The following is a 15,285-nucleotide window of genomic DNA, read 5'->3' as shown; positions in this document are numbered from 1 at the left end:
TCCGACGTAAACCGGTCACCCGTAAGCTGCATCCCGTCACCCGAGTCACCAGCAAACCGGATCACCACCCGATCCAACCGGCGCACCTCCTTGGCGGGGGCTCCGGCGGGGACTGCGGACGATCGTTGCCCGCCCACGAGCGCCTCGGCCGTGTCATCGGCTTCGTCGGCGTGCTCGGCTGGGCTACTGACCTGGCTGGTCACTGAACTGGACCTCCCTTTGAGGCGGCTGTTCGGTCCGGCCGTCCCACCGACCGTCCCGTGCCACCCTACGTGGGTAAGGGTGCCCTTCCCCCTACCGCTCATATGTTGGACGTCAAATTGAGACGCCCTAATGTCCTAGTTTGATGGATTTTGCCGGGCCGTTCCGGCATTCCAGCCGGGACGTTCCCTGCTCATCCTTTGGTTCTAGGACCGTCGCCCATCCGCTTGTCTGGTAAGGCGCCCGCCGGCTAGGACTTCAGATAGGTCAAGACCGCCAGCACCCGACGGTGATCCCCGTCACTCGGAGAGAGCCCCAGCTTCAGGAAGATGTTGCTCACGTGCTTCTCGACGGCTCCGTCGCTCACCACGAGCTGCCGGGCGACCGCCGAGTTCGTCCGCCCCTCGGCCATCAGACCGAGGACCTCCCGCTCACGCGGGGTGAGGTTGGCCAGCACGTCCTGCTTCCGGCTGCGGCCCAGCAGCTGTGCGACGACCTCCGGGTCGAGGGCGGTACCGCCGCGTGCCACGCGCACCACGGCGTCCACGAACTCACGGACCTCGGCCACCCGGTCCTTGAGGAGGTAGCCCACGCCGCGACTGCTGCCCGCCAGCAGTTCGGTGGCGTACTGCTCCTCCACGTACTGGGACAGCACCAGCACCCCGAGCTCCGGATGGTCCTTGCGCAGCCGCACCGCGGCCCGTACGCCCTCGTCCGTGTGCGTCGGCGGCATCCGCACGTCGGCGACCACCACATCCGGCAGCGCATCCTGTGCGGCCAGCTCCCCGACCGTCTTGACCAGTGCTTCCCCGTCGCCGACCCCGGCCACCACATCGTGCCCGCGATCGGTCAGCAGCCGGGTGAGTCCCTCGCGCAACAGCACCGAGTCCTCGGCGATGACCACCCGCACCCTGTCACTCACGTCCGTGTATCCCCCATGTCGATCCGTATCCCGCCTGTATGGATCAGCATCCCAGTATCCGGACCTCAGTGCGGTCCTGGGCGGCGGTGAGACGAAGGGATTGAGGGAGCTTCGAGGGCTTCGGGGCATTCGGGGGCTTACGGGAGTGTGGCGGCCCGCTCGCTCCGGCGCCGGCGCGTTCGACACGCAGACACGATCCGGCGGGCTTGCCGCCGGCCACGCCGGGCGGGTCGTTCGCACAAGGCCCTGCCCCCAGCCGGCGGCCGGGGGCAGAGCCTTGCGCCGAGCGGATCAGCGGCGCCAGGGCAGCTCCGCCGTCACCCGGGTCGGCCCACCCACGGGCGAGTCCACGGCCAGGATGCCGTCGACGGCGTCCAGCCGCTCCGCCAGCCCCGCCAGGCCGCTGCCGGCGGAGACGTCCGCACCGCCCCGGCCGTCATCGCTGACCTGGAGCATGAGCCGCCCCTGTGACTGCCAGACGTCCACCGACGCCCTGCTGGCCTGGGCGTGCTTGCTGATGTTCTGGAGGAGTTCGGAGACGGTGAAGTAGGCGATGCCCTCGATGGCCGCAGCGGGACGCTCCACGAGATCCACATCCACGGCCACGGGCACCGTGCAGCGGGAGGCGACGGAGGAGAGTGCGGCGTCGAGTCCGCGGTCGGTGAGGACGGCGGGGTGGATGCCGCGGGCGAGGTCGCGGAGTTCTTGGAGGGCGATTTTCACTTCGCCGTGGGCTTCGTCGACCATGGCGGCTGCGGCGTCGGGGTCTTCGAGGAGTTTTTCCTTGGCGAGTCCGAGGTCCATGGCGAGGGCGACGAGGCGGGCTTGGGCGCCGTCGTGGAGGTCGCGTTCGATGCGGCGCAGATCGGCGGCGGCGGTGTCCACGACCACCCCCCGGTCCGACTCCAACTCCACCACCCTGGTCGCCAGCGAGGAGGGGCCCAACAGTCCACTGACCATCACCCGGTCCACGTACGAGAAGCCGCGGATCATCCACCCCGTGACCAGCACGACCGCCAGACCCGTTCCCGAGGCCATCGCGATCTCCAACGGGGTGTCCAGGTACAGGGTCCGCTGCTCGGAACCGTCACCGTAGAGCTGGATGCCGGGCGCGTCCCCGAAGGTGGGGAAGGTCCACTGCCACAGCGGGTACAGCAGGAGCGTCCAACCGGTGAGCCAGAACGTGGCGAGCACCACGGACGAGACGATGGCCCACGGGAAGTGCAACAGCGCGTAGAGCAGGTTCCGCCAGGACGTACCGCTCTTGAGGACCGCCCCGACCCAGGAGAGCATCCCGTTGGTCTTGGGGCGCAGCGGCTCGGGGGTGCCCACGTCGTGGTGCAGCAGTGCCCGGGCCCTGCTGCGCTCCAGCGCGCCGAAGCCGCGGCAGCCGGCCAGCGCGGCGGCCAGGACCGGAATGCCGATGAACGTCACCAGCAGACCCGCGCCCAGCGAGAGGGTGGTGATCGCGAAGACGAACAGGACGGTGCTGATCGGCAGGCTCAGCATGTGGTAGCCGAACTCGCGCCAGGTGCGGCGCTCGAACGGGGCCCGCAGGGCCGAGGGGACGATGGAGTGCCGGTCGTGCTCGTGCCGGTCCCGTCGTTCCGGTCGGAAGTCGGTGGCCATGGGCGTCATCCGTTCTGCGCTGCGGGCTGTCATGACATCAAGGGTGCTGTGGTCGGGGGCCGCGCACCATGAGGACGGTCGCCCTCTTGGACCGGGGGTTTTCCCCACCATGAGGCGCGGACGGGCCGGGTCGGCACACCCCCTGCGTACGGCGATGAGGGCGGCCCGCGCCGCCCGGGCCGGGGCTGAGGACCGCTACTGCGATGTCGTGCGGACGCGCCAGGGGATCTCCACCGTCACGTTCGTCCCCCCGCCGGCCGGGGAGTCCACGACGAACAGCCCGTCCACCGCGTCCAGCCGTTCCGCAAGCCCGGCCAACCCGGTACCGCCGTCCAACCGTGCGCCGCCCCTGCCGTCATCGCTGACCTGGATCAACAGGCGGTCGCTCGACTGCCAGACGTCCACCGCTGCCTGGCGGGCCTGGGCGTGCTTGCTGATGTTCTGGAGGAGTTCGGAGACGGTGAAGTAGGCGATGCCCTCGATGGCCGCCGCCGGTCGCTCGACGAGTTCCACCGACACCTTCACCGGGGCAGTGCAGCGGGAGGCGACGGAGGAGAGTGCGGCGTCGAGTCCGCGGTCGGTGAGGACGGCGGGGTGGATGCCGCGGGCGAGGTCGCGGAGTTCTTGGAGGGCGATTTTCACTTCGCCGTGGGCTTCGTCGACCATGGCGGCTGCGGCGTCGGGGTCTTCGAGGAGTTTTTCCTTGGCGAGTCCGAGGTCCATGGCGAGGGCGACGAGGCGGGCTTGGGCGCCGTCGTGGAGGTCGCGTTCGATGCGGCGCAGATCGGCGGCGGCGGTGTCCACGACCACCCCCCGGTCCGACTCCAACTCCGCGATCCGACGCTCCAGCTCATCGGAGGGCGACAGCAGACCGCGGACCATCGCCCGGTCGGCATTGGCCAGGAGCCGCACCACGAAAGGCAACACGGGCCACAGGACGAACAGACCCACCAGGGCGATCGTGAAGGTCACCACGCCCCAGGGCAGTCGGATGGAGGCGAACAGCACCGTCCGCCACGCGACCGGATCCTTCAAGCTCGTCCACAGCCAGGCCAACATCCCTTCCCCGCCGTGCGCGCCGCGCAGGGGACTCGGCTCCTCCACCCGCACCCCGAGGAACATCCGTGCCCGCGCCCGCTCGAACCTCCCGATCAGCCGTGCACCGCCGAGGGCGAGGGCGAGGAAGGGCAGTCCGATCACCGTGACCGACAATCCTGCACCCGCAAAGATTGTGAACGACACATAAACAAATCCGATGAGCGCCGCCGGTAGGTTGAACAGGAGATGGGCGATCTCCTTCCACGTGTGGAGCGGGAAGGCGAAGCCCACGGGCGGCAGCTGATCGTCGGTCTGCGTGCGCGGGGCGATGGAGGAAGCGGTGCTGCTCACGGTCATACGTGTCAGCCTGCCTGGCCGGATGGGCCGGCGCCATGGGGTTGCCCGGGTGGGACCTAGGTAGGGATAACCCCACCTACCACGGGGCGTGACTGCTGGGGGTCGGTTTGGCAGGGCCTAGACTCCCGTGCGTACACCACACGGCTCGTCGACGATTCCAAGGCGTCGCGGCGATACACGCGGCCTTCGAAGGTCGACAAGGCGGACGAGGCCCATGAGGCCAGGGAGCGAGGAGCGGACGTGACGGAACCGACCGTGGCCACGCTCGCGGCCAACCACGCCGACTACTACGAGAGCTACTCAGTCGTCGGGCTCCTCGCCCTCGTCGGAGTGCTGTTCGTCGCGGTGGCCTTCGGTGCCGGACGGCTGCTGCGGCCCGTCGTGCCCACCCCCGAGAAGCTCATGACGTACGAGTGCGGCGTCGACCCCGTCGGCGAGGGCTGGGCACACACCCAGGTCCGCTACTACGTCTATGCCTTCCTGTACGTGATCTTCGCCGTCGACTCGATCTTCCTCTTCCCGTGGGCCACGATCTTCGCCGCCCCGGGATACGGCGCGACGACGCTCGTGGAGATGTTCATCTTCCTCGGCTTCCTGGCCGTCGGACTGCTCTACGCATGGAAGAAGGGCGTCCTGACATGGACGTGATCCCGGAGTCGCTTCCCGAGCCGCGCCGGCTCGGCATCCTCTCCCGGCTGGCTCCCGAGCCCATGAAGGTCGTCCTCAACTGGGGGCGCCGCTACAGCCTCTGGGTCTTCAACTTCGGGCTCGCCTGCTGCGCCATCGAGTTCATCGCGGCTTCGATGGCCCGCCACGACTTCATCCGGCTCGGAGTCATCCCGTTCGCGCCGGGCCCGCGCCAGGCGGATCTGATGATCGTCTCCGGCACGGTCACGGACAAGATGGCGCCCGCGGTCAAGCGGCTCTACGAGCAGATGCCCGAGCCCAAGTACGTCATCTCCTTCGGCGCCTGCTCCAACTGCGGCGGGCCCTACTGGGACTCGTACTCGGTGACCAAGGGCGTCGACCAGATCATCCCCGTCGACGTGTACGTGCCCGGCTGCCCGCCGCGGCCGGAAGCGCTGCTCCAGGGAATCCTGAAGCTCCAGGAGAAGATCGCCCGGGAATCGTTGGGCGAGCGGTACGGCACGGGGTCGGGCGCACGCGCCTCGGCCGCCGAACTGCGCAGCGGGCTGGTCGCCGCACCACCGCCGCCCGCGGCCGGAACGGACCCAACCGAGGACACGGCCGGGACCAGCGCCGCACCGGCAGCCGACGGGACCACGGGTACGTCAGGGACCGACGGGACCACGGGTACGACGGGAGGCGCCCGGTGACCGCGTACGACCGGCTGCCGGACGGTGTTGCGGACGTCTTCGGCACGGACGCCACCGCCGATTCGTCCTATGGACTCCTCACGGTCGACGTGCCACCCGCCTCCTGGATCGCGGCCCTTGAGACCGCCCGCGACCAACTCGGCTGCACCTACTTCGACTGGCTGAGCGCGGTGGACGAACCGGGCACCGGGTTCCGCATCTGCGCACATGTGGTCGCCCTGGGCGGCCCGCCGCCCGCCGGTGCCATCGACGGTGACTCCAGCGGGGCCGAGGTCCGCGCTGAGCACGCGTCTCCGGGCGGGGTCCAGGTGCGCAGGCTGATGCTCCGCACGACGGTCCCGCACGATGCGCCCGTACTCCCCACCGCCCGTGAGGTGTACGCGGGGGCGGACTGGCACGAGCGCGAGACGCACGAGATGTTCGGCGTCGAGTTCACCGACCACCCCCACCTCGTACCGCTGTTGCTGCCCGAGGGGTTCGAAGGCCACCCGCTGCGCAAGGACTTCGTCCTCGCCGCCCGGGTCGCCAAGGCGTGGCCCGGGGCGAAGGAGCCGGGGGAATCCGAGCACGGAGGGCCCAAGCGGCGCCAGATGCTGCCGCCGGGCGTGCCCGACCCCAATGAGTGGGGCCCGCTCAAGGGCCAGCTGCCGCCTGCGCCGGCTCGACCTGCCCGTACTCCCCGGGCGGCGGGCGCCGCGGCCGGGGAGCGGCCCGCCCGGCGGGCTCGCACGGTGGGGGAGGGCTCGGCGAGTCAGGCGGCCGGTGCGGAGGGCACGGCTGCCCCCGCCGCTCCCGCGCGACGCTCCCGGAGCGTCAGCGAGGGCTCGGCGAGTCAGGCAGCGCAACGGCCCGCCGCGGCACCCGGGACGGGCAGCACCGGCACTGCCCCGGCAGCCAACGGCGACGCCGGGAGCACCGGAAGCACCGAGCCGACGCCGCCCGAGCCCGCGGCTTCAGCAGGTCCTCCGGCTTCGAAGAGCCCTTCGGCCGATCAGGGTCCGGCCCGTCAGCGCGGTGAGTCCGCGACGCCGTCCGGTACCGGAGACCAGCAGACAGCGGCAGGTTCCGCGCCCCAGACCGGGAGTCCGGCGGCGGCGCGTGGCGCGGACGCTCCCTGGCACCATGCGCGTCCGGCGTTCGACTCCCCGCGGGGTGCGGAAGCCGCCGACAAGACCGACAGCGCCGACAAGACCGACAGGGTTGATAGCGCCGATGGCGCCGATGGCGCTGGCAAGGCTGATTCGGCCGAGTCAGCTGACGGGACCGACTCGACCGATTCGGCCGATTCGGCCGAGCAAGCGGACAGCGCCACCGAGCAAGTGGACGGCGGTGCCACCGAGCAGCAGGCCGACCCGGCCGAGAAACCCGACCAGGACCACGAACCCCGCCCGCAGCAGCACGGCGACCCGAAGGAACCCGGAGGCGACCCCGCGTGAACGACGCTCTCGACGTCGCCGTCCGACTGCTCATCGTCTTCGCCGTGTTCATGGTCTTCCCGCTCGTCATCGGGCAGACCGAACACAAGGTGATGGCGCACATGCAGGGCCGCCTCGGTCCGATGTACGCGGGCGGCTTCCACGGTTGGGCCCAGCTCGTCGCGGACGGGGTGAAGTTCGCCCAGAAGGAAGACATCGTCCCGAACGGTGCCGACCGGCGGATCTTCCAGCTCGCCCCGGCCGTCGCCCTGCTGCCGTACCTCCTCGTCCTGCTGGCCATTCCGATCGGTCCTGGCGAGGGCGCGGTCGGTCAGGTCATCGACGCGGGCATCTTCTTCGTCATGGCGGTCATGGGCGTCGGTGTCCTCGGCTCCCTGATGGCCGGCTGGGCGTCGGCCAACAAGTTCTCCCTGCTCGGCGGATTGCGCACCGCGGCACAGCTGCTGGCCTACGAACTGCCGATGCTGCTGACCGCCGCTTCCGTCGCGATGGCCGCGGGAACCGTTTCGCTGACCGGCATCCTCGACGCCTTCGAGTGGTGGTGGCTGCCCTGGCAGATCGTGGGCGCCATCGTCTTCTTCGTCGCGGGGCTCGCCGAACTGCAACGGCCGCCCTTCGACATGCCGGTCGCCGACTCGGAGATCATCTTCGGCGCCTACACCGAGTACACGGGTCTGCGGTTCGCCCTCTTCCTGCTGGCGGAGTACGCGGGCATCGTCGTCCTCTGCGGTCTGACCACGGTCCTCTTCCTCGGTGGCTGGCACGGCCCGATGGGGGCCGACGGGCTCGGCTGGGTGTGGACCCTCCTCAAGACCGCGGTCCTCGCATTCATCGTCATCTGGCTGCGGGTGAGCTATCCGCGGATGAGGGAGGACCAACTCCAGCGCCTCGCCTGGACGACCCTCGTTCCACTCGCCCTCGCCCAGATCGCTCTCACCGGCATCGTGAAGGTGGTGATCTAGTCATGGCGCCGATTCCCGGCTCCGGCCTCGCCAAGGGGCTTGCCGTCACCCTCCGCACGATGACGAAGAAGACCGTCACCGCGCAGTACCCCGAGGTGCAGCCCGACCTCCCGCCCCGTACGCGCGGCGTGATCGGACTGTTCGAGGAGAACTGCACGGTCTGCATGCTCTGCGCCCGTGAATGCCCCGACTGGTGCATCTACATCGACTCCCACAAGGAGACCGTCCCGGCCACCACCCCCGGTGGCCGCGAGCGCAGCCGCAATGTCCTCGATCGGTTCGCCATCGACTTCTCCCTCTGCATGTACTGCGGGATCTGCATCGAGGTCTGTCCCTTCGACGCGTTGTTCTGGTCGCCGGAGTTCGAGTACGCGGAGACCGACATCCGCGAACTGACGCACGAGCGCGACAAGCTCCGCGAGTGGATGTGGACGGTCCCCGCACCGCCCGCCCTCGATCCCGGGGCCGAGGAGCCGAAGGAGATCGCGGCGGCCCGCAAGACCGCCGAGAAGCTCGCCGCGGCCGAGGAAGCAGCACGGGCCCAGGCAGCGCAACAAGCTGCCGAGGGGCAGCAGGACGACGCACAGGTGCAGTCCGGCCCGGAAGCGAAGTCGGGCCCGCAGGCGCAGTCCGGTCCGGAGGCGCAGTCCGGTCCGGAGGGCGCCGACGCACCCGGCTCGTCATCCGCCCCGTCGCCCGGTGATTCCGCCTCCGAAGACCCGAACACGCAAGACCCGAGTGCCCAAGGTCGCCCCGGGCCCGCCACCCCGCCCGAGGGCGCAGGAGGCCCGCAATGATGTTCACCGCCACCACGGCGACCGCCACGGCCGCGGCAACGACCCGAGCGGCCGAAGCGCAGGGCTTCCTGTCCCCGACCGGTGTGGAGATCGCCTTCCTCCTCGTCGGACTGGTCACGCTCGGCGCGGCCGTCATGACCGTCACCACCAAGCAACTCGTGCACGCCGCCCTATGGCTGGTGGTGACCCTTGGCGGCCTCGCCGTCGAGTACCTCCTGCTGACGGCCGAGTTCATCGCCTGGGTCCAGGTCCTCATCTACGTCGGTTCCGTCGTCGTCCTCCTCCTCTTCGGGCTGATGCTCACCAAGGCGCCCATCGGGCGGTCCCCGGACGCCGACTCCGGAAACCGGCTGGTCGCCCTCGGTGTGGCGGGGACCGCGGCGGTCGCGCTGGTCTGGGTCGTCGTCGATGCGTTCCGCGCGACCTGGATCGATCTGGACGGAGCCCCCCAAGGCACCACATCGGTGACCGGCTCGATCCTCTTCCGGCACTGGGTACTGCCCTTCGAAGCGCTCTCGGTGCTCCTCCTCGCCGCCCTCGTCGGCGCGATCGTCCTCTCGCGCAAGCGGGGCCAGGACCCCACCCCGCAGCCCGCCGCCCGGCCTGGTCCTCGTCCTCGTCCTCGTACGAGCCCCGCGGGGAGCTCCGCCACCCCGGCCGGCAGGGCGAAGGCGGCCACGGCGACCACCGCCCCGGCCACGGAGCCGACCTCGGCGACCTCACCGGCTTCTGCGGCCGACCGGCCCGCCTCCACCGGGCCGTCCGGCTCCACCCCGGGGCCCTCGGCCGATACCGCGGACGCCCCCGGCACCGCCCCGAGCCCCGGTGCACCCGCCCCCGGCCCGTCGTCCGACAAGCCCGGCAGCGCACCCGCGACGGCACCCGAGGGAGAGAGCTGATGCACCTCGCCTATCCCGCGGTCCTCGCGGCCCTCCTCTTCTGCGTCGGCCTGTACGGCGTACTGGCCCGACGCAACGCGATCCTGGTCCTGATGTCCGTTGAGCTGATGCTCAACTCCGTCAATCTGAACCTCGTCGCCTTCGACGTCTGGCTGCGCGACGCCCTCCACGGCGGCCAGGCCCTGACCCTCTTCACCATCGCCATCGCCGCCGCCGAGATCGGCATCGGACTGTCGATCGTCCTGATGGTCTACCGCAACCGCGGCACCTCGGACATCGACCGTCTCCGCGACACCGCCGAAGGCCACGAAGACGACACCGCCGAAACCGCCGACACCGCCGACCCGGACACGGCCTCCCCGGCGCAGAAGGCTGAGGCCACCGCGTGACCACCACGACCCTTGCCGTCCTCGTCCCCCTCCTTCCCTTCCTGGGTGCGGCGGCCGGACTGCTCCTCGGCCGGACCGCCCCCGGATTCGTCCGGCCGCTGGCGGTCCTGCCTCCGCTGGCCGCAACCGCTCTCGCCGTCGCCGTCGCCGTCCGCCAAGGCGGCGACAAGGCGATCGACGCGGCCACCCAGCTCACGCCGACCGGCTCGGTCCCCATCGACCTGGCCCTGCACATCGACGGCTTCGCGGCCCTGGTCGCCGTACTCGTCGGGCTGGTCGCCTCCTGCGTGCAGATCTACTCCACGGCCTACCTCCGCGACGATCCGCGCTACGCGTCGTACGCGGCCCTGGTCTCGCTGTTCACCGCCGCGATGCTCCTGGTCGTCTACTCCGGCGATCTCATGGTGCTTCTGGTCGGCTGGGAGATCATGGGCATCTGCTCGTACTTCCTCGTCGGCCACTACTGGGAGACGCCCGAGGCGCGTGCCGCCTCCCTGAAGGCGTTCCTGGTCACCAAGCTCGGTGACGTCCCCTTCCTCATCGGCCTGTTCGCCCTGGCCACCGATGCCGGGACTTTCCGGATCACCGGCATCCTCGACGCGGTCGCGGCGGGCGGCATCGACCACCCCACCCTGATCGCGCTGCTGCTCCTGGCCGGCGTCGCGGGCAAATCGGCCCAGTTCCCGCTGCACACCTGGCTGCCCGACGCCATGGCCGGCCCCACCCCCGTCTCCGCGCTGATCCACGCCGCGACGATGGTCGCGGCCGGCATCTACTTCGTGGCCAGGCTGCTGCCCCTCTTCGCCGCCTCCGCCGCCGCGCTGACCGTGCTCGCCGTCATGGCGGCCGTCACCATGGTCGGCTCGGCGCTCGCTGCCCTGGCGCAGGACGACATCAAACGCGTCCTCGCCTACTCCACCATCGGACAACTCGGCTACATGGCGGGCGCCCTCGCCGTCGCCGACCGTGGAGCCGCGGTCTTCCACCTCATCTCGCACGGCGCCTTCAAGGCGCTGCTGTTCCTCGCGGCAGGCGTTGTCATCCATGCCGCCGGCACCAACTCGCTCGCCGCGATGTCCCGGATGGGCGGCTTCGCACGGCGCATCCCGGACGCCTACTGGACGATGACCATCGCCCTCCTCGCCCTCGCCGCGATCCCGCCCTTCGCCGGCTTCTTCTCCAAGGAAGCCGTCCTCGTCGCCGCCGAGCACACGGCGCTGCGCGAATCCACCACCGCACCGGGCGCCGCCGGCTGGACCGTCCTGATCGCCGGTCTGGTCACCGCACTCCTCACCGCCGCCTACGCGGCCCGCCTCTGGCTGCTGGCCTTCCGCGGTCAAGGCGCCGACGCGCCCGACCACGGACGCGAACCCCTCCCCATGACCGGGGTGCTCTGGGTCCTGGCCGTCCCCTCCTTGGGTTTCGGACTGACCTACGGCTACTTCGACGACTGGTTCGACGGGCACAGCCTCGCGCCCACCGTCGTCACCGCCGTCCTCGGCGTCGGTCTCTCCCTCATCGGCGGTCTGATCACCTACGCCGCCTGGCGCACCCGCCGCACCCTGGCGACCCGTACGCCCATGGGAGCGGTGGCGGCACACCCCGACGCATCCCCCGCGGCCACCGAAGCGGAAGCCATCACCACCCACACGCCCGTCTTCGGGGACATCGCGAGCGCAGCCGACCCCACCGACCCCGGTCGGATCCTCCTCGGCCCACTGCACCGCCACGCGGCCACCGGCTTCCACCTCGACGCCGTCTACCACGTCCTGTTCGTACGGCCCGTCCAAGCAGGCGCCGACCTGGTCCGCTTCCTCGACCGCGAGGTCGTCGACACCTATGTGCGCGGAGCGGCCACGGGCACCAACTGGCTCGGCCAACTCGTCCGGCGTGCCCAGACCGGCAATGTGCAGACCTACCTCAGCGCACTGCTGGCGGGCTCCGTCGTCCTGGTGATCGCCGCCGTCGTCCTCTCCCATGCCAACGCGGGATCGTGAGCCGTGATCGATATCAGCGAGTCCGTGATGCAGTTCCTTCTCGCGTTCATCATCGTCGCGCCACTGCTGGGCGCCGTAGCAGCACTGCTGCCCGCCCCGCCCGGACTGCGCGGAACCAGCCCCGACCAGGCGGTCCTACGCCACGGCGTCACCGTCACCGGTGCGATCCTGATCGCGGCGGTCATTCTCACCATCGGGTTCGACCATGACCAGCCGTCGAGGATGCAGGCCACGACGGACATCAGTTGGATCGCGGCACTCGACGTGCGCATCCACCTCGGTGTCGACGGCATTTCCCTCCCCCTGGTCGTCCTCACCGCGCTCCTGACCTTCCTCTGCGCGCTCTACAGCTACTTCAAGATGCCTTCGGGCCCCTCCCCGAAGGCGTTCGTCGCCCTGCTGCTCGTCCTCGAATCGGGGACGCTGGCGACCTTCGCCGTCCTCGACCTCCTGCTCTTCTTCCTCGCCTTCGAGATGGTTCTCATCCCGATGTACTTCCTCATCGCCCGGTGGGGCGGTGGCGAACGGCGGGCCGCCGCCTGGAAGTTCATCCTCTACACGCTGCTCGGCTCCGTGGTCATGCTGCTCGGCCTGCTGCTGATCGGGCTGAAGACCGGCACCTTCGACATGGTGGCACTCGCCACTGACAACGGCCGGGGCCTTACCGCATCCACGCAGCTCATCGCCGTACTCGCGATCGGCATCGGCCTCGCAGTGAAGACCCCGATGTGGCCCCTCCACAGTTGGCTCCCCGACGCCCACACCGCAGCCCCCACCGTCGGTTCGGTGCTGCTGGCCGGCGTCATGCTCAAGATGGGCACCTACGGCTTCGTCCGCATCGTCCTGCCGATCGCACCCGACGGGATGCAGACCTTCGCGCCCTATCTCGCCGCCTTCGCCGTCGTCGGCATCATCTATGGCTCCCTGGCCTGTCTCGCGCTGGCCAAACAGGGTGCGGGCGGCGACCTCAAGCGACTGATCGCGTACTCCTCCGTCGGTCACATGGGCTTCGTCCTGCTCGGCATCGCCACCATGACCCCCACCGGAGTCAACGGTGCCCTCTTCGCGAACATCGCCCACGGACTGATCACCGGCCTGCTGTTCTTCCTCGTCGGAGCGCTCAAGGACCGTTACGGCACGGCTGACCTCGACACGCTTGCCGGCGCCACGGGCGCTGCCCTCTACGGCCGTGCCCCCCGGCTCGGCGGACTGCTCGCTTTCGCCGCCGTCGCCTCGCTCGGGCTGCCCGGCCTCGCCGGCTTCTGGGGCGAGATGCTCGCCCTGTTCGGCGCCTTCGACCCCGCGGACGGCCTCAACCGACCCGCCTTCCTCACCTTCATGGCGATCGGCGGTTTCGGCACCCTGCTGACCGCCGCCTACCTCCTGATCGTGGTGCGCCGCGTCTGCATGGGGGCGATCCAGCAGAAGCACGAGACGGAGCCCTTCGCCGACGTGCAGCGCTACGAGTTCGCCACCTGGGCCCCGCTGGTCGCCCTCACCGTCCTGGCCGGACTGTGGCCCGCTGTCCTCCTCGGTCTCACCGACCCGGCCGTGCAGAAGCTCCTCGCAGGAGGCAACTCGTGATCACGGCCATCGACCCCTCCACCATCACGGCCACGAGCAGCCCTGCCGGCGCCCTCACCTCCGTGGCGGCGGACGTCCCGAACCTCGTCCAGTCGGTCGACTGGGTCGCCATCGCCCCGCCGACGATCACCGCCGTGGTGGCGCTGGCCGTCCTCGTCGCCGACCTCTTCGTGCCCGCCGCCCACAAGCGCTGGCTCGGCCTCGGGGCCATCGCCGGCCTGATCGCGGCACTGATCGCCCTGGTGCCCCTGAGCGACGGCGAACGGCAGACGTTCTGCCTGACCACCGCGCCCGACACCTGTAGCTACGCCGCGGACCACTTCACCCTCGCGATCCAGCTCCTCGTCCTCGGCGGAGCCCTGCTGACCGCGTTGCTGGCGCTCGGTGACACCGAGCGGGACCTTCCGGCCGGCGAGTTCTGGTTCCTGCTGCTCGCCTCGGCCGCCGGGGCCGCGCTGCTGCCCGCATCCCGGGACCTGGCCACCCTGATCGTGGCGCTCGAAGTGGCCTCCCTGCCCGCCTTCGCGCTCGTCGGCCTCAAGCGGGGCGACCGTCGCTCCAGCGAGGCGGCGCTGAAGTTCTTCCTCTCGTCGGTCACCGCCACGGCCGTGTCCCTGCTCGGTGTGAGCTTTGTCTACGGCACCACCGGCAGCCTCCACCTCACCGAGATCGCCACCCGGATCGGCGAGGTCTCCGGGCAACTCGACACCCTCGCGAAGACGGGCGTCGCGCTCACCCTGATCGGCTTCGCCTTCAAGACGGCCGCCGCCCCTTTCCACTTCTGGGTCCCGGACACCTATGTGGGCGCCCCCCTGCCCATCGCGGCCTATCTGTCCGTCGTCGGCAAGGCGGTCGGATTCTCCGGCCTCATCCTGGTGACCGTCATCGCCTTCCCCGGGTACGCCGACGTCTGGGGTCCCGCGATCGCCGTCCTGGCCGCGGTCACCATGACCGCGGGCAATGTGGCCGCCCTGCGCCAGTCCGCAGACCGCCCCTGGAGCGCCGTACGCCTGCTGGCCTGGTCATCGGTGGGTCAGGCCGGATACATCCTGGTCCCGATCGCGGCAGCCGCCTACTCCAGCGACGACCAGATCGGCGCCACCGTCGCGTACGCCCTGATGTACGCGGCGGTCAACCTCGGCGCGTTCGCGGTGGTCGCACTGGTCTCCCGCACGCATCCGCTGAACCGGATCTCCGACTACCGCGGCCTCCACTCCACCCGTCCGCTCGCCGCCCTCGCCCTGGGCTTCTTCCTGCTCTGCCTCGCCGGTCTGCCCCCCGGCATCATCGGCCTCTTCGCGAAGGTGACCGTCTTCTCCTCGGCCGTCGACGCGGGGCTCGGCTGGCTCGCCGTCGTCATGGGCATCAATGTGGTGATCGCCCTCTACTACTACCTGCGCTGGACGGCGATCCTCTTCCGCGCCCCCGAGACGGCCCCTGAGACGGTCCCCGAGACGGCCTCCGCGCCGGGCACGGAGGGCGCACGTCCCGCCCTGCGGCGCACGCCCACGGCGGTCACCGTGGCGATCGCGCTGACGGCCGTGGTGGGCGTGGCCCTCTCCGGCTACCCCCAGCTGGTCCTCCGGTTCGCAGCCACCAGCCTGTTCTGACCTTCACCCGTACGGCTCAGTCCGCGGCCTTGTCCCACCAGGGAACTAGGGCCCTTCGCCTGGCGTTGACCAGTACAGAAGGGTCCACTGGAGAGTGGAGCACCACCACAGCACCATCACAAGGGTT

Annotated in this window: 13 protein-coding genes and 1 pseudogene; 10 read left to right on the top strand and 4 right to left on the bottom strand. The window is 70.3% G+C overall.

Annotation, left to right across the window (positions count from 1 at the left end; all coding sequences use genetic code 11):
• From ABZ348_RS25755 to ABZ348_RS25740, 4 genes and pseudogenes are all read right to left on the bottom strand, one after another.
• A pseudogene (locus tag ABZ348_RS25755) lies at positions 1 to 203 on the bottom strand (2-oxoglutarate ferredoxin oxidoreductase subunit alpha); the annotation flags it as partial.
• A gap of 248 nt (positions 204 to 451) precedes the next feature.
• Positions 452 to 1,111 (bottom strand): response regulator transcription factor, encoded by a 660-nt coding sequence (locus ABZ348_RS25750; protein WP_358936852.1) that lies wholly within the window; start codon positions 1,109 to 1,111, stop codon positions 452 to 454.
• A gap of 303 nt (positions 1,112 to 1,414) precedes the next feature.
• Positions 1,415 to 2,752 carry a sensor domain-containing protein gene (locus ABZ348_RS25745; protein ID WP_358936850.1) on the bottom strand — a complete coding sequence of 446 codons (1,338 nt, stop codon included), beginning with the start codon at positions 2,750 to 2,752 and terminating at the stop codon, positions 1,415 to 1,417.
• Between the two features lie 195 nt (positions 2,753 to 2,947).
• The gene (locus tag ABZ348_RS25740; RefSeq protein ID WP_358936838.1) at positions 2,948 to 4,147 is read right to left on the bottom strand and encodes a sensor domain-containing protein; all 1,200 of its coding nucleotides are present in this window, start codon (positions 4,145 to 4,147) and stop codon (positions 2,948 to 2,950) included.
• A gap of 240 nt (positions 4,148 to 4,387) precedes the next feature.
• Between ABZ348_RS25740 and ABZ348_RS25735 the strand changes: the two genes are divergently transcribed.
• Genes ABZ348_RS25735 through ABZ348_RS25690 form a run of 10 tightly spaced genes read left to right on the top strand, consistent with a single transcriptional unit; the run spans position 4,388 to position 15,158 of the window.
• Positions 4,388 to 4,795, top strand: a complete 408-nt coding sequence (locus tag ABZ348_RS25735; protein WP_358936836.1) for an NADH-quinone oxidoreductase subunit A — start codon at positions 4,388 to 4,390, stop codon at positions 4,793 to 4,795.
• Entirely contained in the window at positions 4,786 to 5,484 is a 699-nt protein-coding gene (locus tag ABZ348_RS25730) for an NADH-quinone oxidoreductase subunit B family protein (protein WP_358936834.1), read from the top strand. The genes ABZ348_RS25735 and ABZ348_RS25730 overlap by 10 nt, the downstream gene beginning before the upstream one ends.
• Entirely contained in the window at positions 5,481 to 6,920 is a 1,440-nt protein-coding gene (locus ABZ348_RS25725) for an NADH-quinone oxidoreductase subunit C (RefSeq protein ID WP_358936832.1), read from the top strand. Before ABZ348_RS25730 ends, ABZ348_RS25725 begins: the two co-directional genes overlap by 4 nt.
• Positions 6,917 to 7,882 (top strand): complex I subunit 1 family protein, encoded by a 966-nt coding sequence (locus tag ABZ348_RS25720; protein WP_358936830.1) that lies wholly within the window; start codon positions 6,917 to 6,919, stop codon positions 7,880 to 7,882. The genes ABZ348_RS25725 and ABZ348_RS25720 overlap by 4 nt, the downstream gene beginning before the upstream one ends.
• A gap of 2 nt (positions 7,883 to 7,884) precedes the next feature.
• Positions 7,885 to 8,679: a 4Fe-4S binding protein gene (locus ABZ348_RS25715; RefSeq protein WP_358936828.1), complete on the top strand. Its 795-nt coding sequence runs from the start codon at positions 7,885 to 7,887 to the stop codon at positions 8,677 to 8,679.
• Positions 8,679 to 9,578: an NADH-quinone oxidoreductase subunit J gene (locus ABZ348_RS25710; RefSeq protein ID WP_358936848.1), complete on the top strand. Its 900-nt coding sequence runs from the start codon at positions 8,679 to 8,681 to the stop codon at positions 9,576 to 9,578. Before ABZ348_RS25715 ends, ABZ348_RS25710 begins: the two co-directional genes overlap by 1 nt.
• Positions 9,578 to 9,967: an NADH-quinone oxidoreductase subunit NuoK gene (nuoK, locus tag ABZ348_RS25705; protein WP_358936826.1), complete on the top strand. Its 390-nt coding sequence runs from the start codon at positions 9,578 to 9,580 to the stop codon at positions 9,965 to 9,967. The genes ABZ348_RS25710 and nuoK overlap by 1 nt, the downstream gene beginning before the upstream one ends.
• Positions 9,964 to 11,964 carry an NADH-quinone oxidoreductase subunit L gene (locus ABZ348_RS25700; protein WP_358936824.1) on the top strand — a complete coding sequence of 667 codons (2,001 nt, stop codon included), beginning with the start codon at positions 9,964 to 9,966 and terminating at the stop codon, positions 11,962 to 11,964. Before nuoK ends, ABZ348_RS25700 begins: the two co-directional genes overlap by 4 nt.
• 3 nt (positions 11,965 to 11,967) lie before the next feature.
• Positions 11,968 to 13,548, top strand: a complete 1,581-nt coding sequence (locus ABZ348_RS25695) for an NADH-quinone oxidoreductase subunit M (RefSeq protein ID WP_358936822.1) — start codon at positions 11,968 to 11,970, stop codon at positions 13,546 to 13,548.
• Positions 13,548 to 15,158 (top strand): NADH-quinone oxidoreductase subunit N, encoded by a 1,611-nt coding sequence (locus ABZ348_RS25690; RefSeq protein ID WP_358936846.1) that lies wholly within the window; start codon positions 13,548 to 13,550, stop codon positions 15,156 to 15,158. The genes ABZ348_RS25695 and ABZ348_RS25690 overlap by 1 nt, the downstream gene beginning before the upstream one ends.
• Positions 15,159 to 15,285: the final 127 nt, after the last annotated feature.

The sequence above is a fragment of the Streptomyces sp. NPDC005963 genome, from assembly GCF_040638655.1.
Taxonomy (GTDB): Bacteria; Actinomycetota; Actinomycetes; order Streptomycetales; family Streptomycetaceae; genus Streptomyces.
This window is presented reverse-complemented; position numbering and strand designations above follow the sequence as displayed.